Source organism: Geomicrobium sp. JCM 19038, from assembly GCF_000698125.1.
In the GTDB taxonomy this organism is placed as follows: domain Bacteria; phylum Bacillota; class Bacilli; order Bacillales; family Marinococcaceae; genus Geomicrobium_A.
This window is the reverse complement of the sequence record NZ_BAXA01000009.1, coordinates 100,651-122,585: the sequence shown is the minus strand read 5'-3', so window position 1 is coordinate 122,585 and position 21,935 is coordinate 100,651. Positions and strand designations below refer to the sequence as shown.

At 41.5% G+C, this 21,935-nt stretch carries 33 protein-coding genes; 4 read left to right on the top strand and 29 right to left on the bottom strand.

Annotation, left to right across the window (positions count from 1 at the left end; all coding sequences use genetic code 11):
• Genes JCM19038_RS12695 through JCM19038_RS12685 form a run of 3 tightly spaced genes read left to right on the top strand, consistent with a single transcriptional unit; the run spans position 1 to position 2,600 of the window.
• Complete coding sequence (locus JCM19038_RS12695; RefSeq protein WP_042418640.1) at positions 1-1,509, top strand: HAMP domain-containing sensor histidine kinase; 1,509 nt, start codon at positions 1-3, stop codon at positions 1,507-1,509.
• A complete protein-coding gene (locus tag JCM19038_RS12690) occupies positions 1,487-2,236 on the top strand; it encodes a response regulator transcription factor (protein WP_081831784.1) in 750 nt (249 codons plus the stop codon). Before JCM19038_RS12695 ends, JCM19038_RS12690 begins: the two co-directional genes overlap by 23 nt.
• A complete protein-coding gene (locus JCM19038_RS12685; protein WP_042418552.1) occupies positions 2,220-2,600 on the top strand; it encodes a hypothetical protein in 381 nt (126 codons plus the stop codon). The genes JCM19038_RS12690 and JCM19038_RS12685 overlap by 17 nt, the downstream gene beginning before the upstream one ends.
• Before the next feature lies 1 nt (position 2,601).
• Here JCM19038_RS12685 and JCM19038_RS12680 read toward each other — a convergent pair whose 3' ends face one another.
• The 20 genes from JCM19038_RS12680 to JCM19038_RS12595 all read right to left on the bottom strand — a co-directional run bounded on the left by JCM19038_RS12680 (position 2,602) and on the right by JCM19038_RS12595 (position 15,119).
• The gene (locus JCM19038_RS12680) at positions 2,602-3,399 is read right to left on the bottom strand and encodes a C45 family peptidase (RefSeq protein ID WP_238554407.1); all 798 of its coding nucleotides are present in this window, start codon (positions 3,397-3,399) and stop codon (positions 2,602-2,604) included.
• On the bottom strand, positions 3,345-3,614 hold the full coding sequence (locus tag JCM19038_RS23720) for a hypothetical protein (protein ID WP_238554406.1): 270 nt from the start codon (positions 3,612-3,614) through the stop codon (positions 3,345-3,347). Before JCM19038_RS23720 ends, JCM19038_RS12680 begins: the two co-directional genes overlap by 55 nt.
• A gap of 153 nt (positions 3,615-3,767) precedes the next feature.
• Entirely contained in the window at positions 3,768-4,019 is a 252-nt protein-coding gene (locus JCM19038_RS12675) for a hypothetical protein (RefSeq protein ID WP_042418549.1), read from the bottom strand.
• 182 nt (positions 4,020-4,201) lie between these two features.
• Positions 4,202-4,777: a serine hydrolase gene (locus JCM19038_RS12670; RefSeq protein WP_042418547.1), complete on the bottom strand. Its 576-nt coding sequence runs from the start codon at positions 4,775-4,777 to the stop codon at positions 4,202-4,204.
• Positions 4,774-5,058 (bottom strand): serine hydrolase domain-containing protein, encoded by a 285-nt coding sequence (locus tag JCM19038_RS24500; RefSeq protein ID WP_042418545.1) that lies wholly within the window; start codon positions 5,056-5,058, stop codon positions 4,774-4,776. Before JCM19038_RS24500 ends, JCM19038_RS12670 begins: the two co-directional genes overlap by 4 nt.
• Positions 5,042-6,019 (bottom strand): methyl-accepting chemotaxis protein, encoded by a 978-nt coding sequence (locus JCM19038_RS12660; protein WP_042418542.1) that lies wholly within the window; start codon positions 6,017-6,019, stop codon positions 5,042-5,044. The genes JCM19038_RS24500 and JCM19038_RS12660 overlap by 17 nt, the downstream gene beginning before the upstream one ends.
• Positions 6,016-6,330 carry a hypothetical protein gene (locus JCM19038_RS22880; RefSeq protein ID WP_193745125.1) on the bottom strand — a complete coding sequence of 105 codons (315 nt, stop codon included), beginning with the start codon at positions 6,328-6,330 and terminating at the stop codon, positions 6,016-6,018. The genes JCM19038_RS12660 and JCM19038_RS22880 overlap by 4 nt, the downstream gene beginning before the upstream one ends.
• A gap of 348 nt (positions 6,331-6,678) precedes the next feature.
• Complete coding sequence (locus JCM19038_RS12645) at positions 6,679-7,446, bottom strand: STAS domain-containing protein (protein ID WP_042418534.1); 768 nt, start codon at positions 7,444-7,446, stop codon at positions 6,679-6,681.
• Positions 7,430-8,089 carry a B12-binding domain-containing protein gene (locus JCM19038_RS12640; RefSeq protein ID WP_042418531.1) on the bottom strand — a complete coding sequence of 220 codons (660 nt, stop codon included), beginning with the start codon at positions 8,087-8,089 and terminating at the stop codon, positions 7,430-7,432. The genes JCM19038_RS12645 and JCM19038_RS12640 overlap by 17 nt, the downstream gene beginning before the upstream one ends.
• Before the next feature lie 22 nt (positions 8,090-8,111).
• Positions 8,112-8,462 (bottom strand): hypothetical protein, encoded by a 351-nt coding sequence (locus JCM19038_RS12635; RefSeq protein WP_042418520.1) that lies wholly within the window; start codon positions 8,460-8,462, stop codon positions 8,112-8,114.
• The gene (locus tag JCM19038_RS12630; protein ID WP_042358943.1) at positions 8,459-8,764 is read right to left on the bottom strand and encodes an antibiotic biosynthesis monooxygenase; all 306 of its coding nucleotides are present in this window, start codon (positions 8,762-8,764) and stop codon (positions 8,459-8,461) included. The genes JCM19038_RS12635 and JCM19038_RS12630 overlap by 4 nt, the downstream gene beginning before the upstream one ends.
• Positions 8,765-8,931: 167 nt before the next feature.
• Positions 8,932-10,005 carry a hypothetical protein gene (locus JCM19038_RS12625; RefSeq protein WP_042418517.1) on the bottom strand — a complete coding sequence of 358 codons (1,074 nt, stop codon included), beginning with the start codon at positions 10,003-10,005 and terminating at the stop codon, positions 8,932-8,934.
• 13 nt (positions 10,006-10,018) lie between these two features.
• The gene (locus JCM19038_RS12620) at positions 10,019-10,804 is read right to left on the bottom strand and encodes a hypothetical protein (RefSeq protein WP_042418514.1); all 786 of its coding nucleotides are present in this window, start codon (positions 10,802-10,804) and stop codon (positions 10,019-10,021) included.
• On the bottom strand, positions 10,801-10,992 hold the full coding sequence (locus tag JCM19038_RS23715) for a hypothetical protein (RefSeq protein ID WP_238554405.1): 192 nt from the start codon (positions 10,990-10,992) through the stop codon (positions 10,801-10,803). Before JCM19038_RS23715 ends, JCM19038_RS12620 begins: the two co-directional genes overlap by 4 nt.
• Positions 10,986-11,483 carry an ATP-binding cassette domain-containing protein gene (locus tag JCM19038_RS12615; RefSeq protein ID WP_238554404.1) on the bottom strand — a complete coding sequence of 166 codons (498 nt, stop codon included), beginning with the start codon at positions 11,481-11,483 and terminating at the stop codon, positions 10,986-10,988. The genes JCM19038_RS23715 and JCM19038_RS12615 overlap by 7 nt, the downstream gene beginning before the upstream one ends.
• Positions 11,476-11,862 (bottom strand): GntR family transcriptional regulator, encoded by a 387-nt coding sequence (locus tag JCM19038_RS12610; RefSeq protein WP_042418511.1) that lies wholly within the window; start codon positions 11,860-11,862, stop codon positions 11,476-11,478. Before JCM19038_RS12610 ends, JCM19038_RS12615 begins: the two co-directional genes overlap by 8 nt.
• Positions 11,863-12,040: 178 nt before the next feature.
• Entirely contained in the window at positions 12,041-12,340 is a 300-nt protein-coding gene (locus tag JCM19038_RS12605) for a YerC/YecD family TrpR-related protein (RefSeq protein ID WP_042418506.1), read from the bottom strand.
• A 4-nt stretch (positions 12,341-12,344) separates the two neighbouring features.
• Complete coding sequence (locus JCM19038_RS12600; protein WP_081831781.1) at positions 12,345-13,091, bottom strand: DUF3048 domain-containing protein; 747 nt, start codon at positions 13,089-13,091, stop codon at positions 12,345-12,347.
• Between the two features lie 35 nt (positions 13,092-13,126).
• Complete coding sequence (locus tag JCM19038_RS20955) at positions 13,127-13,357, bottom strand: hypothetical protein (RefSeq protein ID WP_152549432.1); 231 nt, start codon at positions 13,355-13,357, stop codon at positions 13,127-13,129.
• Between the two features lie 76 nt (positions 13,358-13,433).
• Positions 13,434-15,119: an adenine deaminase C-terminal domain-containing protein gene (locus tag JCM19038_RS12595; RefSeq protein ID WP_238554403.1), complete on the bottom strand. Its 1,686-nt coding sequence runs from the start codon at positions 15,117-15,119 to the stop codon at positions 13,434-13,436.
• A gap of 335 nt (positions 15,120-15,454) precedes the next feature.
• Between JCM19038_RS12595 and JCM19038_RS12590 the strand changes: the two genes are divergently transcribed.
• Positions 15,455-16,849 (top strand): hypothetical protein, encoded by a 1,395-nt coding sequence (locus JCM19038_RS12590; RefSeq protein WP_042418502.1) that lies wholly within the window; start codon positions 15,455-15,457, stop codon positions 16,847-16,849.
• Positions 16,850-17,007: 158 nt separating this feature from the next.
• Here the strand turns inward: JCM19038_RS12590 and JCM19038_RS12585 are convergent, their stop codons facing one another.
• From JCM19038_RS12585 to JCM19038_RS12545, 9 genes are all read right to left on the bottom strand, one after another.
• Complete coding sequence (locus tag JCM19038_RS12585; RefSeq protein ID WP_052361588.1) at positions 17,008-17,769, bottom strand: ABC transporter permease; 762 nt, start codon at positions 17,767-17,769, stop codon at positions 17,008-17,010.
• A 76-nt stretch (positions 17,770-17,845) separates the two neighbouring features.
• Positions 17,846-18,637, bottom strand: coding sequence for an ABC transporter ATP-binding protein (locus tag JCM19038_RS12580; RefSeq protein WP_042418499.1), 792 nt, complete (start codon positions 18,635-18,637; stop codon positions 17,846-17,848).
• Positions 18,634-18,831, bottom strand: coding sequence for a PLD nuclease N-terminal domain-containing protein (locus JCM19038_RS12575; protein ID WP_042418496.1), 198 nt, complete (start codon positions 18,829-18,831; stop codon positions 18,634-18,636). The genes JCM19038_RS12580 and JCM19038_RS12575 overlap by 4 nt, the downstream gene beginning before the upstream one ends.
• A complete protein-coding gene (locus JCM19038_RS12570) occupies positions 18,824-19,048 on the bottom strand; it encodes a hypothetical protein (protein ID WP_042418493.1) in 225 nt (74 codons plus the stop codon). The genes JCM19038_RS12575 and JCM19038_RS12570 overlap by 8 nt, the downstream gene beginning before the upstream one ends.
• Entirely contained in the window at positions 19,038-19,319 is a 282-nt protein-coding gene (locus JCM19038_RS12565; RefSeq protein ID WP_042418490.1) for a DUF5345 family protein, read from the bottom strand. Before JCM19038_RS12565 ends, JCM19038_RS12570 begins: the two co-directional genes overlap by 11 nt.
• Complete coding sequence (locus JCM19038_RS12560) at positions 19,312-19,818, bottom strand: sigma-70 family RNA polymerase sigma factor (RefSeq protein ID WP_042418488.1); 507 nt, start codon at positions 19,816-19,818, stop codon at positions 19,312-19,314. Before JCM19038_RS12560 ends, JCM19038_RS12565 begins: the two co-directional genes overlap by 8 nt.
• Before the next feature lie 138 nt (positions 19,819-19,956).
• Positions 19,957-20,241: a YusW family protein gene (locus tag JCM19038_RS12555; protein WP_052361587.1), complete on the bottom strand. Its 285-nt coding sequence runs from the start codon at positions 20,239-20,241 to the stop codon at positions 19,957-19,959.
• 26 nt (positions 20,242-20,267) lie between these two features.
• Positions 20,268-20,516: a hypothetical protein gene (locus tag JCM19038_RS12550; RefSeq protein WP_042418486.1), complete on the bottom strand. Its 249-nt coding sequence runs from the start codon at positions 20,514-20,516 to the stop codon at positions 20,268-20,270.
• Positions 20,517-20,721: 205 nt separating this feature from the next.
• A complete protein-coding gene (locus JCM19038_RS12545; RefSeq protein ID WP_042418484.1) occupies positions 20,722-21,930 on the bottom strand; it encodes an iron-containing alcohol dehydrogenase in 1,209 nt (402 codons plus the stop codon).
• Between the last annotated feature and the right edge of the window lie 5 nt (positions 21,931-21,935).

Genomic DNA, 21,935 nt, shown 5'->3' with positions numbered 1-21,935 from the left:
ATGTCCATACGAATTAAGCTACTCTTATCCTACGTACTCATGACGATTATTCCAATCGGATTATTCATACTCTTTCTTCACCTTCTTTTTCAATTATTTCTTACAAACATTGATGATATGAAACAGTTCTATAGCATTGAGAACGGTACTGTAGAGGATTTCTTCTATGATGAACTAGTCGCTGTGTCTTCCCTACAACAAATCGCTTCTACAGACCCTAATGCTTTATTAAATGAATCGGTTATTTCTGAGTTTGAAGGTATGCTTAACCATCGCCAAATCGACATTGTTGTACGAAGAGATGATCAAATTATCCATACGACTTTTAACGAAGATCAACCCAATTTGCCTCAGCTTCCCACCCGTCAAACACCAAACCATGATGGTCTACTAAATGACCAAGGTTACTTGCGTAATGGTGATCATTCTTGGGCTTATGTAAGTTCAGATTTTTATTTTGATGATGATCGTCACGGTTCACTTTTTATAACACTGGATCTATCACCTGTAGACGCCTTTTTAACACAAGTTGTCCCTTTCGTTATCGCGGGTTTCATCTTTGTTTATTTACTAACAAATGCTGTCATTACTTACGTCTTTTCAAAGCATATTATTCTACCTTTGAAAAAACTTAACACTTCAGCTCAAGCGATTGCTAATGGGGATTTAAATCAGCAAACAGCCATCACCCGTCAAGATGAAGTTGGCGAACTTGCGGCTGCATTTGAGAACATGAGAATTCAATTGCGACAGTCTAAAGCAATTCAAGAAAGCTATGAAGCCAATCGAAAAGCACTCATTAACAACATTTCTCATGATCTAAAAACACCAATCACATCGATTCAAGGTCACGTGCAAGGTATACTCGATGGCGTTGCAGAAGATCAGAATAAATTAGAGAAATACATGCAAATCATTCATTCTAAATCAACAGAAATGGATAAATTAATCGATGAACTGTTCCTCTATTCAAAATTAGATATGAACAGCATTCCTTTTCAATTTGAAAACGTTAACCTTACTCATTATCTACATGATATAAAAGAAACATTTGAGTTAGAGTATGAGAACATTACGTTTTTAGCAGAACTGGAAATTGATCCAACAACGATGGTCGTTGCTGATCGTGATCAACTCTATAAAGTGTTCGTAAATATCACATCCAATAGCGTGAAGTTCATGAACAAAGCAAATAAAACAATTAAACTGTCTGCCATGTTAGACGGTTCGTATGTATCAATTGCAATGACTGATAACGGATCTGGAGTCGAGAAACAAGAGATTCCATATTTATTCGATCGCTTTTATCGTACTGAAGCATCTCAAAGTTCTGAACGTAATGGAAGTGGAATTGGCTTAGCGATTGTAAAGCAAATCATTGATGCTCATGGTGGAAGCGTACATGTTCACAGTGTCATAAACGAAGGAACGACCATTACTTTTGCATTGCCCATCGCTCAACAGATTGAGACAAAGGAGAATGAGGATGAAGCGAATTCTAATTATTGAAGATGACAAAAGCATCTCTGAACTACAAAAAGATTACCTTGAAATTAACGGCTTCACAGTTGAGATGAAGCACTCTGGAACAGACGGACTGGAACTTGCTTTAACTAATGACTATGACCTTATTGTGTTAGACGTCATGTTACCGGGGATCGATGGTTTTTCAATCTGCAAATCGATTCGCAATGTGAAAGAAGTGCCCATTCTTATGGTCACTGCACGATCTGAAGATATTGATGTTATTCGGGGTCTTGGCTTAGGAGCGGATGACTATATCGTTAAACCGTTTAACCCTAACCAATTGGTCGCCAAAGTTAAGGCACATGTCGCAAGATACGAACGACTTACGTCCATGAACGAACCTTCAAGCGATCAAACGACAATTGGACGGCTCTTTATCGATCATAGCTCACGCACGGTCGAGGTGGATGGCACTGAAGTTGCACTCCGTGCCAAAGAGTTTGATTTACTTAGCTTTCTTGTCCTAAACGTTGGGCAAGTATTTTCGAAAGAGCATCTTTACGAACGAATCTGGAAAATGGATGCAATTAATGATCCTACGACAATTACCGTGCACGTGAAAAAAATTCGCGATAAACTCTCGATTAACAATAGTGACTTTGATGAAATCGAAACGGTTTGGGGTGTCGGGTACCGCTTTAAGAAGCAAAGATCCAAAAACGATCTTAAACAAATCGAACGGAGGTACAACGATGAACCACTACGTTAAACTCGTACGCAAATCAAGTGTTTATCTACTTGCCACCATTGGCGCATTCGCTATATTGCTATTTATTAGTGGGTTAATTTTAGATCTCAGGTCGTTCGATGAAACGAAGGGTGGTTATGAACCGCCCTTCGAAAACTTCACAGGTGAACCGATTAATTTCGATGAGCTAGATCAATCTGCTGAAGGCATTGTCGGTCGTGGATACACTGTAAATATTCTCTTGAATTGTACAACTGGCATGGTAACGTTTGAGTTTTTTAAGCTTCGTTTTGATGTCTTAAAAGTCTCCGAACGTGCAATCGCTGTCCATAAACCGCAAGATGCTTGTATCAAGAGAGGATTCGATCCACAATTCTTGTCGTAGATCAACGCTCCCCTAATACGTGATCCAAGCGTAGGTTCTCACCATTGATCCAGTCAGTAAAGATAAAGTCCAACACATCGATTCTGCCAGCCGGACACGTAACAACACGCGAAGTCGTAAACTCATAGGCAAATGTATGTAATGTTCCAAATAACTGCTCATAATCCGTATAAAATAAAGGCGAATCTTTCACTGAAAACAATCGAAATGCATCGGTAAACGATACCTTCTTCTCTATAAGTTGCTGAATGTATTCGTTTCGCTTTTTTGAGCCTTCAATGTTCGTTCGATTGGCGGTTTGAAGTGGTTCAGTTTGAAAGTGGTTGACACAAGCTAATGCGTTTGTTGAATGCCGTGCGTTCACGGTCGTTGGCGTTGCTTCTACGGCTACTTGCTTACCAGAAGAATCTGCAATCGAGAAATTGTAACAAGCTGCATGTGGAATCGCCTTCAATAAATGAACGGCATCTTCAGTGGACTTACACGTATCCAGTACCATTCGAATTGCGGTCCACGCAGAGATTCCAGTTTGGTAATCAGCGTTACTTACGAAATGAAAGCCAGCGACAAGGCCATGTTCATTAACTCCATCATGCCTTCCAAGTAGTTGCAATGGATAACCTGCCGTTGCGAACCCTTCTTTCGGATCGCTCAATGCGAATCGATGATCATACAATTCAGGAGAGAAATCATAGTTGCGAACATAATACGAGCCTGACATCATCGTAGAACATCCCATTGCTTCTACTTTCGGAATATCATACCCACTGAAACAAGTTGCCACCTTGCAAAAGGCCATGTTAATGCCTCTGCTAACCCTTCCAGTTCATCAAGTAAATGAGGAGCATACGTCTTATACAATGCTTTCATTTCATCAATATCGATTTGTTGACGAGTAATCGATTCATAAACGTCAACAATCTTCTTCCCTTTCACTTGCTGCCCTAAATGCATACCAACTTCATACGATGATCCCCGATGTTGGCTAACCTCTACTTTAAATGATTCCATCATGCCAGTACCCCCAACTTTACGTGATGATTCGTACAGAATTTTTTGTCTTTACTAGTATACATCAACAGCTTTATAGGCGGCGAAGACTATTCAAGACATCTATTATTCATTGAAAAAGAAAACTGCCAATCTACTTAGATTGACAGTTTTTCATTAGAAAAATGGCCTTCTCCGAGGGTGAGGCGGATGGGGCTGAAGATGGGGAGGCCAATTTGTATGAATGACTTGTTGATCGTATACTTCGTTATAGGTCTCTGGATAGACAGGAACGTGCTTGAATACGTGATTTTTTACGTGTTGATGTTGGACCGTAAACACTTCAGGAACAATCACTTCTTGACCTGGTTTCATTGGACCAGGTAACGGAAACGGATGGTGCCATTTTGGTGGTCGTCTTGGAAACATGCGAACCCTCCTAAAACTTCAATTACTCATAATCTATGTTTCGGGTGGGTGAATCGCTCGTAGCAGATGCCCATTTTTGTTTAATTGCATCGTCAACTTGTTTCCTAAGCGACTGAATAGACACCTGTCTTCCAAAGTGGACACGGTTCGTTAGCAAAACTGCGCGAAGATCAAGGGAATCATCACCCACATGTGAACCCCGGTAAATCCAGTATGACGATACGTCGTACCTGCCACTTCAAAGCCAAGTCCAGCTTTCGCTTCTCGAATAAGGCTGCATCAAATAGCTTCGCTCCGTCTTGTTTCATCATCGATAAAAACGTTAGTAGATCTGATGCCGTCGAGAACAACCCTGCATGGGCGCTCACACCACCCATTCTTTCTGCCTTCTCATCGTGCACAATCCCGTGTTTATAAACTCCACGAGCGAAATCATACTCTGTAGCCGCGATCGGTTCCAATCGGTTTGGTAAATACGTAGTGTCCTTAAAGCCGAGTGGTCTTGCAACATGGTGTAGAAAATAGTCTTCATAAGATATATCCATCACACTACTACAGACGTAATACAAGAGCATCATGCCAAGATCTGAATAGACCCTCTTTGTTCCTGGAGTCGATTGTAACGGTGATTGCATCAAATCCTTATAGATCTCTTCAGGATTAAATCCTTCATACTTCGTTGGATGATCCGCTTTTAAACCTGACGTATGTTGCAACAAATGCCGGATTGTAACACGAGGATCTGTCCAATCAGTCAACACCTCGGAAACGGTTGGTTTAATTGCAATCGCCCACGTTCAATCAAATGAAAAACAACCGTCAAACCTGCGACAACTTTCGTTAAAGACGCAATGTCAAATTGCGTATCTCGCCTCATCAGCTCGTCATTAATACGAGGGTGTTTCTTCCCAAAAACTTCAATGGTACGATTACTGCCTTTTTCGACTGCAACGACCGCTCCAGGGATTATTTTGTTATGGATCGCACGATGAATTGATTCAAACAATTGAATCCCACCTTCTTCAAAGCTCTTGTGCACGTAACTCCCCTAAGTCATCATGAAGATTTAAGATCAGTTGCTTTAAGTCATGAATGGATTGATCCATAATAAGGCGATCGTTCCGTTCTTTCTCTGAAACGACAGCACTTTCATTAATCGTCTGACGATACTGCTCTGTCACGCTCGTCATACTCTCGACGTTTTCTAACGCTTTTTCGGTTTCCGTATGAATGGTGTTCGAATGATGCAACGATTGTAGCAAATGTTCATGCACTTCTTCCGCTTTAAGCGCAATGCTTTCAAATAATTGTTTCGTTTGTTCGGATTGGCTAAGTCCAGACGTGCTTTCTTTTTGTGCTTTCGTTATACGTTCATTTAACTCGCTCGTCTCAGATTGAATTTGGGAAATGATCTTCACAATGATCTGCGCATTCTCATTTGATTGTTCAGACAAACGGCGCATTTCTTTGGCAACGACCGAGAAGCCTTTACCTTCCTTACCCGCTCTTGCCGCTTCAATTGATGCATTAAGTGATAACAGGTTTGTCTGTTCTCCAATCGTCGTAATAAACTCCGTTACCCTTCCAATTTCCTTCATTTTCTCGTTCAGACTCGTCATTTGCTCATACATGTAATTCATATGATTCGCAATCCCAGCCATATGCATCATTGAATCACTCATATACGTAGAACCTGCAGTCGCTGAGTGACTCGCATCTCTTGCAATCGCCTCTGATTCTTTGCCTGTTTGTACTATTTGACTTACGAGGTCTTCCACATTCTTTAATGCTGATTGGCTAAGCACAGCATTCTCGACTTGGATTGAAGCGCCCGCTTCCATTTGTGAGAATGACTCTTTATTTTTTAGTGATGTTTCTGTTGAACGCTTTGAAGAGTTGTCCAATTTCTCAACATTCGACGTTACAACTTCTGACGTTCTTGCTACGCGTTCTACAAGAGATTTGATCATCTTCTGTTGGCGGTCATCAATTTCTTTCACATCTGCAATAAACTGACTACGTACCGAATTTGAGTCAATAATACACCTGAAGTTACAAGTAAAAATACAGCGTGAATCATCAGCAAGGAAAATGGATAATCTCCAGTTCCACATATTAATTCTGGGAATGCAAAATAACCGATAACATGTTGCAATGCAAAGATCACCGTACTCACAATTAACAACCGCATGTGCTCATAATAAGCAAGAGCTGCGAGTACCATAAAAATCGAAAAATGATATTCAACAAGCCCATCGCCAACAGCATTAATGCTATACTTCCGAATGTAAGAGAAAGCATAACAAACCATTCAATAAGGTCATGCTCTTTTGAGCGAATATAATTCAATAAAGCGACAATAAAAAACACAACAGGTAGGATTAGCAAAAAGGTTATGACTAGCGAGGAATCTCCGCTGCCTGCCCTTCCTGTTAACATGAGGTAACGATCTAGCCAACCAACTCCTCGATGTAAAACCATGACAAGTAATAGAAGACCAATGAAAAAACCTGTAAAAAAGAGCATGACCTTATTTTTTTTCACTTTCAATAGTTCTTATCTCCTTTATTTTTAGATCACCAATAATTCTTTATACCCATAAATGCATTGTCACTAAACCACGACTAAAGTGCAATAAAAAAAGCATGAATCTCCGCATTTATTGCGTGACATTCATGCTTTTTAACGCACTCTCCAACGAATGTTGAAACGTTAAATTCCAATTCTGAACTTCAAATTGTTGAAAAGAAGCTGCGACTGAGCGATCAACACCTGCAATCGTTACGCTCATCCCCATAACGGAAAGTGATTGAAGCATATTTTTAAGCCCGACCATTCCATAATCCGAAATCTTTCCCACAGCCGTAAAGTCAAAAATAATATAATCTGCACTATCTTCATAAATTTGCTTAAGCAATTTGTCTTCTACAGATCGTATCTTCTTATCGTCAAGATCTCCAAACATCGGAACGAGTGCTACGTCATCGTTTAACGTAATAAACGGCGCAGACAATTGACGGTTCTCTTCCATCGTCACTTCTAACCGTTCTTTCTCGACCATAAGCTGCATGTTCGTATCTTGTAACCTTGATCGCAATTGAGCGAGTTGATTCATAACTCTCGAGAACGCTTCGTCCTTTTTGACGACGAGTACTTCTGCATGCAATTCGCTAATCCAACCAACATAAAGATCAACGAGAATGAGTTCTCCATCGACGGTGAACACATTCACCTCAATCCTCATCTGTTCATGTTCAGGTTGCAACCAATGCTTTACTTTACTTACGCTATCTTGATCAACAATCGCTAAAAAGGAACGCTCTGCTTTAAAATGCTTAACAGCTTCAGTAGAGCGCTCCAAAATATCGTAATTTTTATCAATTTTAAAAGATGGAAGAGGAAGGTGACTGTTACTTTGTTCCTGCATGTACGCTTCCTACCTTCCCAGTCTCAATCCATTGATCCAGTGCATCTAACCCTTCAAGCACGAATACATTGTTGTACTCTAAAAATGTCGATTGTAGCTTCGGAGCCACTCGTCCTCCAATTAAGATTGTCGGTTGGTGCTCAAACTTCGAAAACGCATCAACATATTCTGTAACTGACGGCAGACGGTACGCAAGTGCAACAGATAGTACGATTACATCTGGCTTCCACATTTGTGCCATCGTGTGAAGGTGGCTCAGTGGTAAGTTCGGTCCTAAATATCGAACGTTCCATCGATAGTCTTTGAACCTTGAACTAACCATCTTGAGTCCTAAATAATGCTCCTCTGCCTCAACGCCACCAAGTAAAACTTTACCCGTGTCAGGTAGTGCTTCTTCTTGAGGTTCTTTTTGATCAAGAGACGTAATGATCATATCGACAACTGCCGTCGCTAAATGCTCATCCGCTACCGATATTTTATTCTCCTCCCAAAGTGTGCCAACTCTATACATTGCAGGTGTAATCAGTTGCTCGAACACTTCGGTTTTCGTGTATTGAGCCATCGCTGAGTCAACGAGACGACTAGCTTGATTATCATCGCCAGCTAATACATATTCAGTAAACTTCTCTACATACTCATGCAATTGGTCAACACCTCTTTTGCAATTAATCTTGTAGTTGATTAATGGCGCTTTTTAAATAACCTGTGTACGCCTTCTGTTCTTCTTCTGATCCATAATGACGCAAATGCCGGATCAACCGTTCAAAATTGTCAATAATGAGATGAGTACCTACATTACGACTCGTAAGCACTCGGTTTAACCACTCCGTATAATCAAGAAAGTACGATTCATCATTCATTTTCAATGTCGTTTCTAAATGATTAAGATGATGCAAGTTATCTTCCTCTGTACGAAAACGGCCGTTCTCACCAAACTTCGCCCATAGATCAGGGAAGTCGCGATATATTTCTTTCGTAATCTCAAGTGCAACCTGCTTTTTTGTCACTTCATTCATGTTGCCACCACTGAGAACATGCCGACCTTAGCTGAGATTGAAGCGAGCTCTTGATCAGGGTATTTTTTCTCAAGCTCATGAATTTCTTTGTATTCATCACTACTGACCCAACGAATATAGTCTTCTTTAGAATCCCAAATTAAATGAACGGTTAGTTCTTCTGGTTTTTTATCATTTTGAAGTAGGTGAAACGATTGGAAGCCCGCTGCTTGATCGACTTTTCTAGAACGATGTTTATAAATATCAATAACCTCTTCAGTCTTCTCACGAGGCACAGTTACAGTTGATGTTACGATATACATACTTTCACCTATTATCATTTGACGTATGATAAGTTTACAATAGAAGCTTATGTGACTCAACAATTCCATCACCACGCTTTAGAGGGAACACCATCCAGTTGTTTCATTTATACAATCTTTCACACAAAAAAAGCCTCCTCAGTGCTTTTGCACTAAGAAGACATTCATTACATTTCCTGCTTTTTTATATCATAAAAGTATAGTTCAATCGGTGGTTCTTTTTCTGTCGTAATGTCACCAGAGTAAACCACTTCGTTTGTGATAGGATCAATCACATACAGATGTGTAACATTCAATGTCTCATAATGGTTGAAAAGTAAATAAAGATACTCCCCAACAAACGAATGATGATATAAATAGTTGTTATTCAGTGAATCAATGTCGACGAGCGGTTTATATTCTCCGCCATCATCATACATGAAGCTCTCCCGCTCATGATCGTAATAATAGAGACGCTCATTACTTAGCATATATGAGTAAAACGTATACGAATTCGCTCCTTCAGGCGCTTCAAACGATTGGACAACTTCTTGATTGACCATATCATACACAACTAACTCTTCTTCCAATTGGATCAGTACTTGTTGCTCTAATTCAGTTGCAGACGGTTGAATTAAACCTTCAAACGACGTACGGTCTACCACTTGTGATTGTTTCACATCGATAACGAGATGTTCACTTCTTGAAGCGGTCTCATCATGCTCCTCCCATTCTTCTTTCGCAACGATCACATGAACGTCTGTCTGATCCAAATAGATGCTCTCCACCCATCCCCATGATGCATCTTCGAACGGTATTTCAAGCTCCCATTGTTCTTCTGACTGTTTATCTAGAAACTTGAGCGTAATGTGGTAATCCATTAAATCATTGCTGACAATTTGATAACTTGCTGAGACGATGAAATTCTCATCTTCATGATACGGACCGTGCAAATTCCGCGCAAACTCCGGGTGACGCTCTGCCAGTTCTGGATGCACACTTCCTGCTGTTCCTAAATTCTTAAACAATGAACTTGTACTTTCATAGCTCGTCTCGCCATCAATCGCATAGGAGACTTCTTCATCAAAGTGGCTTGCATATCCTGTGAAGACAAGACCTTCCAAGACACTACGATCGCCTTCCTCATTCTCAAGCTCTAAGTACGGGCGTTCAGAAAGAGCAGCACTCATTTGGATGGCATATGAACTAAAACCAACGACAATAAGAACAATAATGATTAGCGTTGGGATTGCTTTTTTCACGAATCTCACTCCCTTAAGCACTCATCCGCTTCGTCAATAACAAGGTCGATATAACAAGTGAAACTGTGAGTAAAATAACAATTATTCCACTGATCATCCACATCATTTCATGACTATAAAAACTCATCGAGGCTTCAATTAATTGAATATAAAGTACAAATAAGACAATAGCTATACTTGCATTCATTACGAGTCCAACATAGCGATATGCTCTCTCAATTAAAACACCTGTAAATATGAGACTAATGAGCGTGATGCCAATTAAAAATACGTAAATAAAGTCTATAAGGTTATGCCAATAAAACACTTCTAAGAAAGACATTTGGATCAGTGTAATTACATTTGCATTTCCTGAATAAAACTGGTCAGGCAACAATGCTGCAAACGTCAGCTGTTGAAGTGGCAACAATAAAGAATGCAGTGCAATAAATAATAACGCAACCATAACAATCGTCGTAAGTTTCGCATAAAAGATGGTCATCCGTCTGATCGGTAACGTAAGTAACCGTTGCATATACGTCCCCTTACCAAACCAATCTCGATACCAAATAATCGCAACGTAAAGAAAGATAACGATCGTTGGGATTAATACGGTGAATAAATAATAGTCGGATGCAAGTACCATGGAAAAATTGTACGTTTCATATGCAGAGATGCGATCCAATTGAATGTCTCGAACAAGCCGCCCCGGTGTGATCATCGAAAAAAAGAATTGCGCACCAAAAACGACGGTGACCAACATGAGCAAAAACCATTTCATGCGGTTAAATTCAATAAATAACAATTGCAAAAAATTCACACATATACCTCCCGCATTTTATCAAGTAATGACTTTTGTTCTTTTTCTCTTAACGTTTCCACGTAATAATCGCTTACGATCATGCCGTCCTTCATAAATACCGCACGATCAATAATTGTCTCTATCTCAGCAATTTCATGTGTCGTAAATAAGATCGCCTTTTTGTCCACATATTCACTTGTTAACAACTCGCTAATGCTTCCCTCGTTAGAATGTCGATACCAGAAAGAGGCTCATCCATCAGTAAGTATTTACAACCAGAAGCAATACCAAGTAACAAATTAACCCTCATTAAATACCCTTTTGACAAGCCTCGAAGGCGTTCTTCTTTCTTTAACAGAAAGAATTGTAGTAGTTCATTTGCAGCCTTTTCATCCCACTTCTTATAAAAATGATTCATAAAATCTAAACACTCTTGAATCGACATATTCCTTGGCATCGGAAGCACGTCGGGTACGAACACCATGTCTTGATATGTTTTTGACGTCACCTTCTTACCACCTACTGTAATTCTTCCTTGAGATGGTGTTAGATTCATAATCGCTTTTAATAACGTCGTTTTACCGGCACCGTTTAATCCAATTAGACAAGTGATTTCACCCGCATCAACGGTGAACGAGATGTCATTCATGACACGTTTTCGACCGTACCGCTTCGATACGTTCTTCAGCTCAATCATCTTCATTCTCCCTTCGAACCGACGAGTATTCTTCTTCAACGAGACTCATTAGCTCTTCCATTGACAGTTGAAGCGGAGCAATCTCTTCTAAAAACTGATGAACTGATTCTCGTAACAATTCTCGTCGAACATTCGATAATATCTCTTGCTCCGACGTAATTGTACTCGGCTTATTCCGTTCCGTATGAATCAATTGTGCTTCCTCCATTTCTTTATACGCCCGTTGAACTGTATTTGGATTAATCTTTAACGATGTCGCCAATTCCCTACGTGATGGGATCGTATCTCCACCCTCAAGCTCCCCACGTGCGATTAACAACTTCACATGGCGAATGACTTGCAAATATACCGGATCTCTCGTATTAAACGAAATGTTCATTAGAGTATCTCCTTCTATACTATCAATGCTTAATAACCTGTATGTATTAATTGACTCATACACTTAACCTATCTGTACTATACCCTTGATACACTTAATCGTCAATAATTTTTTGAAAATAAAAAACTTGAGCTTTTATTCAATAAGAATAAAAGCTCAAGTTAGATCATTTAATTGATTAAACTTCAGTACCATGAACACGATTTAGCGTCATTTGATAACTATCGTTACCATAGTTCAAGCAACGTTTCACACGACTAATTGTCGCAGTACTTGCTCCTGTTTCAACTTCAATCTTATGATACGTATTGCCTGATTGCAACATACGAGCGACTTCTAATCGCTGTGCAAGCGACTGCACTTCATTTACTGTACAAAGGTCATCAAAAAACTGATAGCATTCCTCTAAATCTTTGAGTGACAACACCGCTTGGAATAATTGATCTAGTTCTTTACCTCGTAATTTATCGATCTGCACATAATCACTCTCTTTCTAAATCACTATATATTGTTACCGATTGCAATGAAGGTACGATATTGACCCATGTGTTTCCTAATGCTAATGATTCGTCTACCGGAACGATTTGATTGTTCTCATTTTTCCATTGGATCTCTTGAGATTTACCATTTCGAATGAGTAGCCCATCTCCACCATTAAGAAAATCAATGTGGCGGCGACCTGCATCATCAATGACTGCATGAGGCGCTTCAACAATTAAGAGGTTGTCTACCTCATAAGCATCCAGCGTATCACCGTCAACGAGAGGTTCGCCATTATTATAACGCACGTACACATCTTCGTTCTCATTAAATCGATATTCCGCATAATTAGCATCTTGATAAGAAACGACAATCTGTTCGGCAACTTCCCCTTGGAAGTTATCTTCTGCAAATGAAAATGGAATATCAACTGTCATTTCAGTATTCATACCATGATCACTCGCTGTTGTTAACAGTTCATCTACCCGAACGAAGGAATTGTGTGGCGCAACCCGTTCACTGTCACGAGCAAACAACGTCCCATCATAATCCATCCCATTCAATTGGTCAATCTCTTGACTATACAACCTATCCTCAGCACCTGGACTAAATCCGTGTGCGATAAACAATGGATCATATCCGAGAGCCACATCAATAAATGCTTCACGGGCACTACGAATCGGACCAATTCGCTCTGGATATTCACTTTGATACACGGCAACAAACCGTGTAATTGACGCCTCCGACAATACTTCATAAACGACATCAGCCTCTTGTAACCCGACTAAGGTAGTGCTGCCCGATCGTTACTTACAACGACTGCAACTGGACGTGCAGTGGATGGTTCTAAGGTCACTTCTTCAGTTGACTCAGATTCCTCGCTCGAAACGTCTACATCTTGTTGTTCGTCTTGATGCATATCTTTAGGGTCTAGCTCATTGGTGTCGTCTCTAGGCTCATCTTCACCAAGCCCTACACTACAGGCGGTGAGCATAGAGACTATCAGCAACCCCATAGTGGCTACTTGTCTAACAGCAATCTTCTCCCCATCCCCTTTGCATCAGAATTAATGTCTCTATTCCTTTACCATTTTAACGCATTATCGTTGGAAATAGCACGCTTTTCTTATGAACATCATAAATTCCTTTGGAAGTCATCCTTACATACGGAAGATGTGTCGACGAGAAAAAGAAAATGCTATAAAGCGGATCCTCAAACGGATACCCCGCCTCTTTTAAAACACTTTCAAACTGCTTGTGCTCTTCAATGACTTCTTCCATCGGTTTATCACTCATCACACCGAAATGTGGAAACGCCCACTGAAATTGAACTTCATCATCTTGAACGATGACAATACCGCCACCTTGTTCTTTGAGCACTGCAAAGGCTTTCTTCATGGCTGATTTCTTTTTACCGATCAATGTAACATCGCCTGTAATTGAAAACGATGTCGCCAATCCATCGATGTTCGATGAGAACCCTTTAATGATTGTATTCATGCGCCACTTGCCTTCTTTATCAAACATCGCAAAGAAACTCTCGTCATGGGACGCATTTAAATCGTCAACGGCTCCGTCCACTTCAATGTGGTACGGTTTGAGCAGAACAGAACTCACGAGGTGAATTCCCATCGGCATTGAAAAGTGCAAATCATCATCACTTAAATCCCAAGACACCGGCTGCCATTTCTCGGTATAGTTCTCCCAAGGAAACGGCTTCGCTTCATAAACGCGCTCACCTTCACGTACGATCCATTCCCCTTTCGCAATAACCGATACAGGTTCGGGCGTATCGACAGCTTCTAAGAAATTCAAATGCGCAAGTCGACCTGGTGCAATCATGCCGTGATGTGCATCAATTCCATAGTGTCTCGCTACGTTATAAGAGCTCATCTCATAAGCCGCAATCGGATCGACACCTGCTTCAATACAGATGCGTATTAATTGATCCATTACGCCAGGCTCATGAAAACGCGGTGTACTACCGTCCGTAGTAAGCAAGAAACGGTTAAAATTCGTCACGCCTTCCTCTACAATTTCACTGATGAGCATTGGTAAATCTGGACGTAACGAAGAATGGCGTAACGTTGTCGTATATCCAGCATCTAACCGCTTTAATATCTCTTCACTTGAGATCGCTTCGTGATCACTTGTAACCCCTAAAATTGCAAGCTGAGCAAGTGTTCGCTCTGAAGCTCCGGGCAAGTGACCTTCAATTCGTTTGTTGCGCTTTAGCACTTCTTCCATCCAATGAAGAAGCGTATCATCACCAGAAATGACCTTCGGCCATCCCGTTAACTCCCCCCCTTGCACGACAAGGGGGTGATTCAACCAATCTTCTAACGCTTGTGGTGTGAACACTTGATGCTCATCTTTCGTTTCCGTTTGCGGATCAATTCGGCAAGACCAATAAAGGGAAGACGGCCCTTCGTTCATTTCCGAAATTAAAGTAAGCGCTTTCTTTTTATCAACATTCATCATTACGATTAAGTTGTCATTAAAGACTGTGCTCGTTCCTCTTTCTAGAGCATAATCCGCAAAAGTGGATGGGTTATAAGCAATAAATGGGTGAGCATGATGCTCAATGTAACCTGGTACGATGTACCGTTCACTCGCGTCAATCCATTCCGTATTCTCGTCACTTGATGGAAGCGCTTTCCCGACATAGACAATTCGATCCCCGTAAATCCAAATGTTTCCTTTTGTCCAAGCTTTACGCCCACTATTTAGAAATGTGGCATTTGTTATGACTTTCGATGGTGCAAGTTCTCCACGCACGACACTAATTTGATTTCTTTTCTCTCTTTTGTTCCACAATGAATGATGGGGGTGGATAACAATCACCTGCTTTGTAATATTGATGTAGATTCTAAATGTTGTCTACGATTAGTTTCCTTTAGTTTACCATAGTTTCATACTTTCCATTATAAAAGAGCGTGACAACAATGTAACAATCTTCGGAAGGACATCTCTCATAGAAATTCCAGCGTACCCCTCCCTTAATTTTGGAAGTTTTCGTATTATTTGTCAAAACAAAACTTTTGTATCAACCGCACACACTCCGCCTATGTTGACGTACAATATCGTATTCTTTTAATGAAGGAAGGCTCAATATGGATATCGTAGCGTCTCATTGGATCTACTTTGCAGGGATTTTACTCATCATTTTAACGATGCTTCTTAGAAGAAACGTCGTCGTTCCTGCCATTGTGATGACGTTTATCATCGGACTCGTTTTTACCGGTTCTGTAACAATGGGATTGCAGACGATTTTCACTGCCAGTCTCGTCGCCGCCGGTGAGCTGTTTAGCATTTTTTTAATTATCGCCATTATGACCGCCTTATTACAAGGACTCGAGGTCGTTGGTGCCAATGAACAAATGATCAAACCGTTTGGTAAAATCATGACAAATGGTCACATTTCTTACTATGTCATCATTATTGTCACGTACTGTATTTCATTGTTCTTCTGGCCAACACCCGCGGTCCCACTCGTCGGGGCGCTCTTATTACCTGTTGCAATTCGAGCAGGCTTACCACCTATTGCGGGGGCTGCTGCCATTGCGATTGCTGGTCAAGGGATGGCGTTATCGAGTGACTACATCATTCAAATTGCACCAATGCTCAGTGCAACCGCCGCTGGTGTCGACATTCAAGCTGTCGCTGATCGCGCATTCGTTTTATCCATAATTACAGGGATAGTAGCCATTGGAATCGCCTATCTAATGCTTAGAAAAACAATTCAAAGGCCGAGTGCTACTCACCTTAAGAAGTGGATGGGTGAAAAACGAATTGAGCATCGTGAATCCATCGGTTGGAAAGGAAAACTATTTGCAATCGTCGTTCCTGTTACATTCCTAATCATCATTCTTTACATGCTTTATACGACATTCTTTACCGACATTAGCCTAGAAGGTGGTTCGGGTGCAGCGTTAATCGGAGGTGCCGCACTTATCCTACTCCTTCTTGCCAGCGTGTTCTACAAACCTAAGCAAGTGTTCGACAACGTTAGCGATTGTATGGTCGATGGCTTCCTTTTCGCTTTCAAAGCGATGGGCCCAGTCATTCCGATTGCCGGTTTCTTTTTCCTCGGGAGTGACGAATTTAGCGGAAATATTTTACAAACAGAGACTGCTCCCGCATTCCTGTTCGATCTCGTTCAATCAGGCCAACAGTTCATCCCAGAACACGGCGTCTTTGCCGCCTTTGGAATCTTACTCATCGGAATGATCACGGGTCTAGATGGTTCAGGATTCTCTGGTTTACCACTAACCGGTGCCTTATCCGGTGCACTTGGCACCGTCACTGGCGTCGACGCTGCAACCCTTGCAGCAATCGGACAAATGGGAGCCATTTGGGTCGGTGGCGGTACACTCATTGCCTGGTCCTCCCTCGTTGCCGTTGCAGGGGTAGCGAGAGTGAACGTTCAGACACTCGTGCGCGTTTGCTTTCTACCCGTCATCCTTGGGTTATTGCTTAGCACGTTGTTTGCCGTGTTTTTCATGTAAAAGCGTTTGGTGGAGAAGGTCAGTGGCTTTCTCCTTTTTTCGTGTGGGGAGGAGGCTTTGAGTGAGTCTCGTTCCGCGCTCCCGCTCTCTTGTTCCACGCTCTTGCTCTTGAACTTATCGCACAATAAAAGACCTGCCCTATGGACAAGTCTCTTTTACTAGTAAAGCCAATCTGTCTTTTTCATATAAAGTACGCTCATCCAAGCGACGAGAATGATACTCAAGATTGTGCTTGCAATCGGGAGCACAATCTCTTCTGTTGCCATTGCAACGGCAAGATTTGGCAACGCACCTGGGGTCCAGGATGCAATTGATGTAAACATGGAAGCAAACATCTGCATGCCAAAGACAACAATAAGCGAACAAACTGCCACGACAGTTTGTCGTTTAATAAGTGTGCTAAAGGTGGTCGTTACAGCAATGATGAACAACATCCAAAGCCAATACATCGCAAGCGAGCCGAACAACGCTGGCATGAGAATCGGCTCAAACAATAGTTGAATGTAAAAGAGTGCGATTCCAATTCCGAGTAAAAAGCTGACTGTCATGACAGTTGAATTTACGATAAATTTCCCGAACCAATACGATGCATAACTGACCGGTCGGAGTAACAACATCTTCACTTCACCGCTCCGTCGTTCTTCGCTAATGCTTCCCATGAAGGCGAGTACGAGAACGATCGTCCCTAATTGCGTGAACTGTCCAAGCGTTGCACCGTACACTTCTTCAGCCGATGGTGCAGGGATTTCTATGACTGCCCCTTCTGGCAATCCTCCGAATTGTTCAAGAATGTCCGAGAGAAAATACGACGTAAGTGGTTGCATTAATCCTAGAAGCAGAAAGAATACAGGTAACCAAAGCCAGCGATGACTTCTGAACGTCTCTAAACACTCTTTTTTGATGATCATTACTAGTTTCATCGGCTTGTGACCTCCTTAAAATAGGAATCTAAGGTTGGTCGGTCTTTTTGAAAACGAACGAGTTCAAGTTGGTGATCTAGTAGACTTTGGACAACGATACGTTCTGCGTCTTTACCTTCCACTCTGGCAATATTGCGTCTGCTTCAATCGTTGCGCTCGGAAATTGTTGATTAAAATGCTGTGCCCACGTCTCAAGGGACTTGCTCGTTTCGATAATAACCCCTTGTGAAGGGAGATTTCCTAGAAGTTCCTGCAACGGTTGATGCGCAATAACGTTGCCATCTTGCAACATTAAGACGTCTTCAGCTAGCTGCTCTGCATCGTGTAAAATGTGGGTTGAATAAAGAATCGTCATCGTTTCTTTAAACTTTTGTAATAACGTTTGTACATCACTTCTTCCTTCAGGGTCAAGCGCACTCATTGGCTCGTCGAGCAACAACACTTGCGGCTCATGAACGACAGCCTGAGCTATACCGAGTCGCTGTTTCATTCCGCCTGAAAATTTTGAAATTGATTCACCTTTTGCTTTTTCCAGCCCGACGATATCTAAAAAATTACTGGCTTTCTCCACTGCTCGTTGCTTGGACAATCCGGATAGCTGTGCGCTATACACAACGTATTCCGAAGCTGTCATCCAATCTGGAAAAACGGGATATTGGGGCAAGAATCCGATCTTTGTACGTTCTCGCACTGTAATCTTTCCATCACTCGGACTCATAATGCCTGCAAGCAGGTGCAAGATCGTCGTTTTGCCTGCACCGTTTTTTCCGAGCAATGCTGTAATTTGGTTAGTTTTTAAAGAGAAACTCACATCCTGAACAATGCTCTTATTTGCGATACGTTTACTAATCTTACTCATAGCAATCATGTGATCTGCCTCCGTTGCTTTCCTAACACGAGGTAAAGAATCGGACCGATCGTATTAACGAATAATATAATAAGCGCCCACAGCCACTTCGGTAACGATGTTGATTCGCGGCGATACAAATCAATAAACGCAATGATCTTTAATATAAATTCAATAATAATCAATGGTAAAACGAGCATAAATAAATCAGGCATTGCTATTCCTCCTCTGTCGGTAAGGGATAAATACTTTTATATAGATAAGGTAAATGATAATAGGCATTGGGGCGCTAATCATTCCCCAGATCCCCCAGAACCAATGCATCCGTCCGTTTCGTCTTGCATGAATAAATAAAAAGGTGGCTTGTGCAAATAACAGTACAAAGATCACGATCAACAACCAATATGGCAACTCATTTAAGTTATAATGCACGACTGTACACCTTCCTTCTTGAAAGGAAGCCAACCAAAGCCATCACCATCACTACTGCTTGAAGCAGAATAAACCAGACCGGAGCTTTTACCATAAGAAGGACAGTGCTCGCCACAACGATGAATGCAACAACGAAAAAGAAGATTAGTTCGTTCCGCTGCCTTTTTCTCGTCGCTTGAATCGTAAGCATCATTTCAATTTGTGATGGCTTGTTCTTAGGTTCGAGTTGATCCAATTGCTTTAAGTCAAGTTTGAATCGTTGTTCATTCATGTGTGAGCTCCTTTCTTAATCGATTCATCCCGCTATGAAGTCTCGATTTCACCGTTCCTGAAGGTGCACCTATAATGGATGCGATCTCATCGTATCCATATCCATAATAATGTTTTAGTATAACGGGAATGCGTTCCTCTGGTTTTAATTTCTCTAGTTCCGCTATGACGGCAATCCACTCTGTTGTTGGTTCATGTCGCATTTCCCATTCAAGTTGCTGTAGACTTTGGTATTGTTGCTTTCTTTTCTCTTTTCGTAATTCATCACGCCAAAGATTTGTTCCAATTTGAATGAGCCACGTAGACAGCTTTGCCTTTTTGGCATTGTATTGAGCAAACCGTTCGATGGCTTTTACCATTGTATCTTGCGTCAAGTCTTCCGCCATCGACGGATGGAGGGTGAGCTTGAGTAAATAATGAAAAACGAAGTCGTATTCGTGAAGGAGCACGCGCGCAAGAGCTGCTTCATCGCCCTTCTTCGCCTTTTTCAGATCATTCATTTTCACCTCTCCTCTCGAGCTGTTCATAACTACTACGTTTAGCATCGGCATTTTGTTCGTTTAGTTTGCAAAAAAGTTTTTCTCACATAAAAAAACCGCCCGTTCCATAGGAACAGACGGTAAATACTATGCACTTACTTATAGGTTATTCTCGTCTTCGTCTTCATCATCTGCATCGATGTCAGCGTCGTTAAAGAATTCGACTTCAACTTCGATCTCATCATAATCTTCGTCAAGTTCGAAGGCCATAATCGCTTCTTCAATTAATTCTTCTTCAGTAGCTTGGTCGTCAATGTTCATTTCAGGAAGAATTGTTGCGAGTTCATCAAGTGCTTCTTCGCCTTGAATCTCTCCAGCTTCATCATAACGGTTGTCTTCGATGACTGCTTGAGGCTCACCATCATTGTAGTCGTAATCAACCATAAATGTTTGTTCACCATATTCAACGTCTAATTCAAATTGCTCGAAGCTAAGCTCTTCAAACCAGTCTTCAGCAGCAGCTTCTTGTGAATCTGTGTCTTCTGTTGTGTCATCATCATGTCTGTATCGTCTTCATCTGTTTCTAGATCATCTGTATCTATTTCTTCTTCTGCAGGTACTTCTACTGTATCTTGTCCTTCATCATCTGTTGTATCTCCACATGCTACAAGTCCTGTTGCAACTACTGCTGTTAATGCTGCCATACCGAATTTTTTCATGATGTAAATCCTCCTGTGATGTTAAGTAATACAAAGGACTAGTTCCCTCGTAGTATATCCTTAAACATTTAGGAAGAAATTCTTTTTATTGTAAAAAAATGAGATTATTATTAGGCTTTATGCCATTTTACAATTCCACGCCCGAAATTGTCTGCTTTAAACCAAGAAAACCAGACACTCGCAAGTGTCTGGTTCCTACTATTTATTATACCGTTTTTTCTACGCGGTTAAAGCAACGGTTGTAGATCCACTCATACGCTGGGATCGTCAAGTCTCTTGGATTCCCTACAGTTTGCGGGTCATCCATTGCAGCTTTTGCCCAACGCTCAACTTGGCTTGGGTCAACACCTTGTTCCTCAAGTGTTGGCACTTCAAGCTCCTCAACGAGCTCGTACATGTAGTTCACAGCAGCTTTGGCAGCTTCTTCTGTCGTCATGTCCGCTGTGTTAATACCAAATGCTTGTGCAATACGAGCAAAGCGTCCAGGTGCACCTTTCCAGTTATACTCCATCACAGGTCCCATCATTGCAGCCACACATTGACCGTGTGCAACTGGAACGATTCCACCGAGTGATTGACTCATTGCGTGTGCCGCACCGGCTGATTCACTACCATAAGAAAGTCCAGCAAGCATCGCTGCTTGAGCCATTCCGTAACGAGCTTCAAGGTCTTCACCATCGGAAAATGCGCGACGGATATACGTTGCTGCATATTCAATCGCAAGAAGTGCTACGGCATCCGTAACTGGTTGTGCATACTTCATTGTGTAACATTCTACTGCGTGCGCAATAGCGTCAATCCCCGTCATTGCTGTTACGTGTGGAGGCATAGAAACGTGAAGTTTCGGGTCAATAATCGTTACGTGTGCAGCGATTAAAGGACCACCAGTATTGAACTTGTACTCGCGCTTTTCATCCGTAATGACTGCCCACTGTGTAACCTCTGAACCTGTACCTGCTGTTGTAGGAATTGTTGCAAGTGGTGGAACGCGGTTTTCCAAAGGTTTCTTTCCTTCAGCTGCTTCATAATCAAGTACTGATCCTTCATGTGTTACCTCAACACCAACTGCTTTAGCCGTATCCATCGATGAACCACCGCCGACTGCGACTAAACCATTACAACCGTTTTCTTCATAAAACTTCGATCCTTCAGCAATCAATCTTGTTGGAGGGTTTGGCTCAACTTTGTTAAAGACTGCCACTTCAACGCCTGCGCTTTTCAAGCTTTCTTCAACCGGCTTAGTTACGCCTGCATTGTAAATACCAGGGTCAGTAACGAGCATTACTTTTGTAGAACCAAGGTTCTTTACTTCTTCTCCTAAATATTGAATTGAATCGATTCCGTGCTTAATTGCTGTTGGTACTTCAAACGTGTGATACCCTAACATCGCTTCTACTTTCATGTGCATACTCATCTATA

Excerpts from the sequence above, each read along its gene's own strand:
- JCM19038_RS12695 (WP_042418640.1), top strand. The coding sequence starts at position 1 with ATGTCCATACGAATTAAGCTACTCTTATCCTACGTACTCATGACGATT.
- JCM19038_RS12690 (WP_081831784.1), top strand. The coding sequence starts at position 1,487 with ATGAAGCGAATTCTAATTATTGAAGATGACAAAAGCATCTCTGAACTA.
- JCM19038_RS12685 (WP_042418552.1), top strand. The coding sequence starts at position 2,220 with ATGAACCACTACGTTAAACTCGTACGCAAATCAAGTGTTTATCTACTT.
- JCM19038_RS12680 (WP_238554407.1), bottom strand. The coding sequence starts at position 3,399 with ATGGCCTTTTGCAAGGTGGCAACTTGTTTCAGTGGGTATGATATTCCG.
- JCM19038_RS23720 (WP_238554406.1), bottom strand. The coding sequence starts at position 3,614 with ATGATGGAATCATTTAAAGTAGAGGTTAGCCAACATCGGGGATCATCG.
- JCM19038_RS12675 (WP_042418549.1), bottom strand. The coding sequence starts at position 4,019 with ATGTTTCCAAGACGACCACCAAAATGGCACCATCCGTTTCCGTTACCT.
- JCM19038_RS22880 (WP_193745125.1), bottom strand. The coding sequence starts at position 6,330 with ATGGTTTGTTATGCTTTCTCTTACATTCGGAAGTATAGCATTAATGCT.
- JCM19038_RS12645 (WP_042418534.1), bottom strand. The coding sequence starts at position 7,446 with ATGCAGGAACAAAGTAACAGTCACCTTCCTCTTCCATCTTTTAAAATT.
- JCM19038_RS12635 (WP_042418520.1), bottom strand. The coding sequence starts at position 8,462 with ATGAATGAAGTGACAAAAAAGCAGGTTGCACTTGAGATTACGAAAGAA.
- JCM19038_RS12630 (WP_042358943.1), bottom strand. The coding sequence starts at position 8,764 with ATGTATATCGTAACATCAACTGTAACTGTGCCTCGTGAGAAGACTGAA.
- JCM19038_RS12615 (WP_238554404.1), bottom strand. The coding sequence starts at position 11,483 with ATGATTGAGCTGAAGAACGTATCGAAGCGGTACGGTCGAAAACGTGTC.
- JCM19038_RS12610 (WP_042418511.1), bottom strand. The coding sequence starts at position 11,862 with ATGAACATTTCGTTTAATACGAGAGATCCGGTATATTTGCAAGTCATT.
- JCM19038_RS20955 (WP_152549432.1), bottom strand. The coding sequence starts at position 13,357 with ATGGGGTTGCTGATAGTCTCTATGCTCACCGCCTGTAGTGTAGGGCTT.
- JCM19038_RS12590 (WP_042418502.1), top strand. The coding sequence starts at position 15,455 with ATGGATATCGTAGCGTCTCATTGGATCTACTTTGCAGGGATTTTACTC.
- JCM19038_RS12585 (WP_052361588.1), bottom strand. The coding sequence starts at position 17,769 with ATGAAACTAGTAATGATCATCAAAAAAGAGTGTTTAGAGACGTTCAGA.
- JCM19038_RS12580 (WP_042418499.1), bottom strand. The coding sequence starts at position 18,637 with ATGATTGCTATGAGTAAGATTAGTAAACGTATCGCAAATAAGAGCATT.
- JCM19038_RS12575 (WP_042418496.1), bottom strand. The coding sequence starts at position 18,831 with ATGCCTGATTTATTTATGCTCGTTTTACCATTGATTATTATTGAATTT.
- JCM19038_RS12565 (WP_042418490.1), bottom strand. The coding sequence starts at position 19,319 with ATGAATGAACAACGATTCAAACTTGACTTAAAGCAATTGGATCAACTC.
- JCM19038_RS12560 (WP_042418488.1), bottom strand. The coding sequence starts at position 19,818 with ATGAATGATCTGAAAAAGGCGAAGAAGGGCGATGAAGCAGCTCTTGCG.
- JCM19038_RS12555 (WP_052361587.1), bottom strand. The coding sequence starts at position 20,241 with ATGGTTGATTACGACTACAATGATGGTGAGCCTCAAGCAGTCATCGAA.
- JCM19038_RS12550 (WP_042418486.1), bottom strand. The coding sequence starts at position 20,516 with ATGAAAAAATTCGGTATGGCAGCATTAACAGCAGTAGTTGCAACAGGA.
- JCM19038_RS12545 (WP_042418484.1), bottom strand. The coding sequence starts at position 21,930 with ATGAGTATGCACATGAAAGTAGAAGCGATGTTAGGGTATCACACGTTT.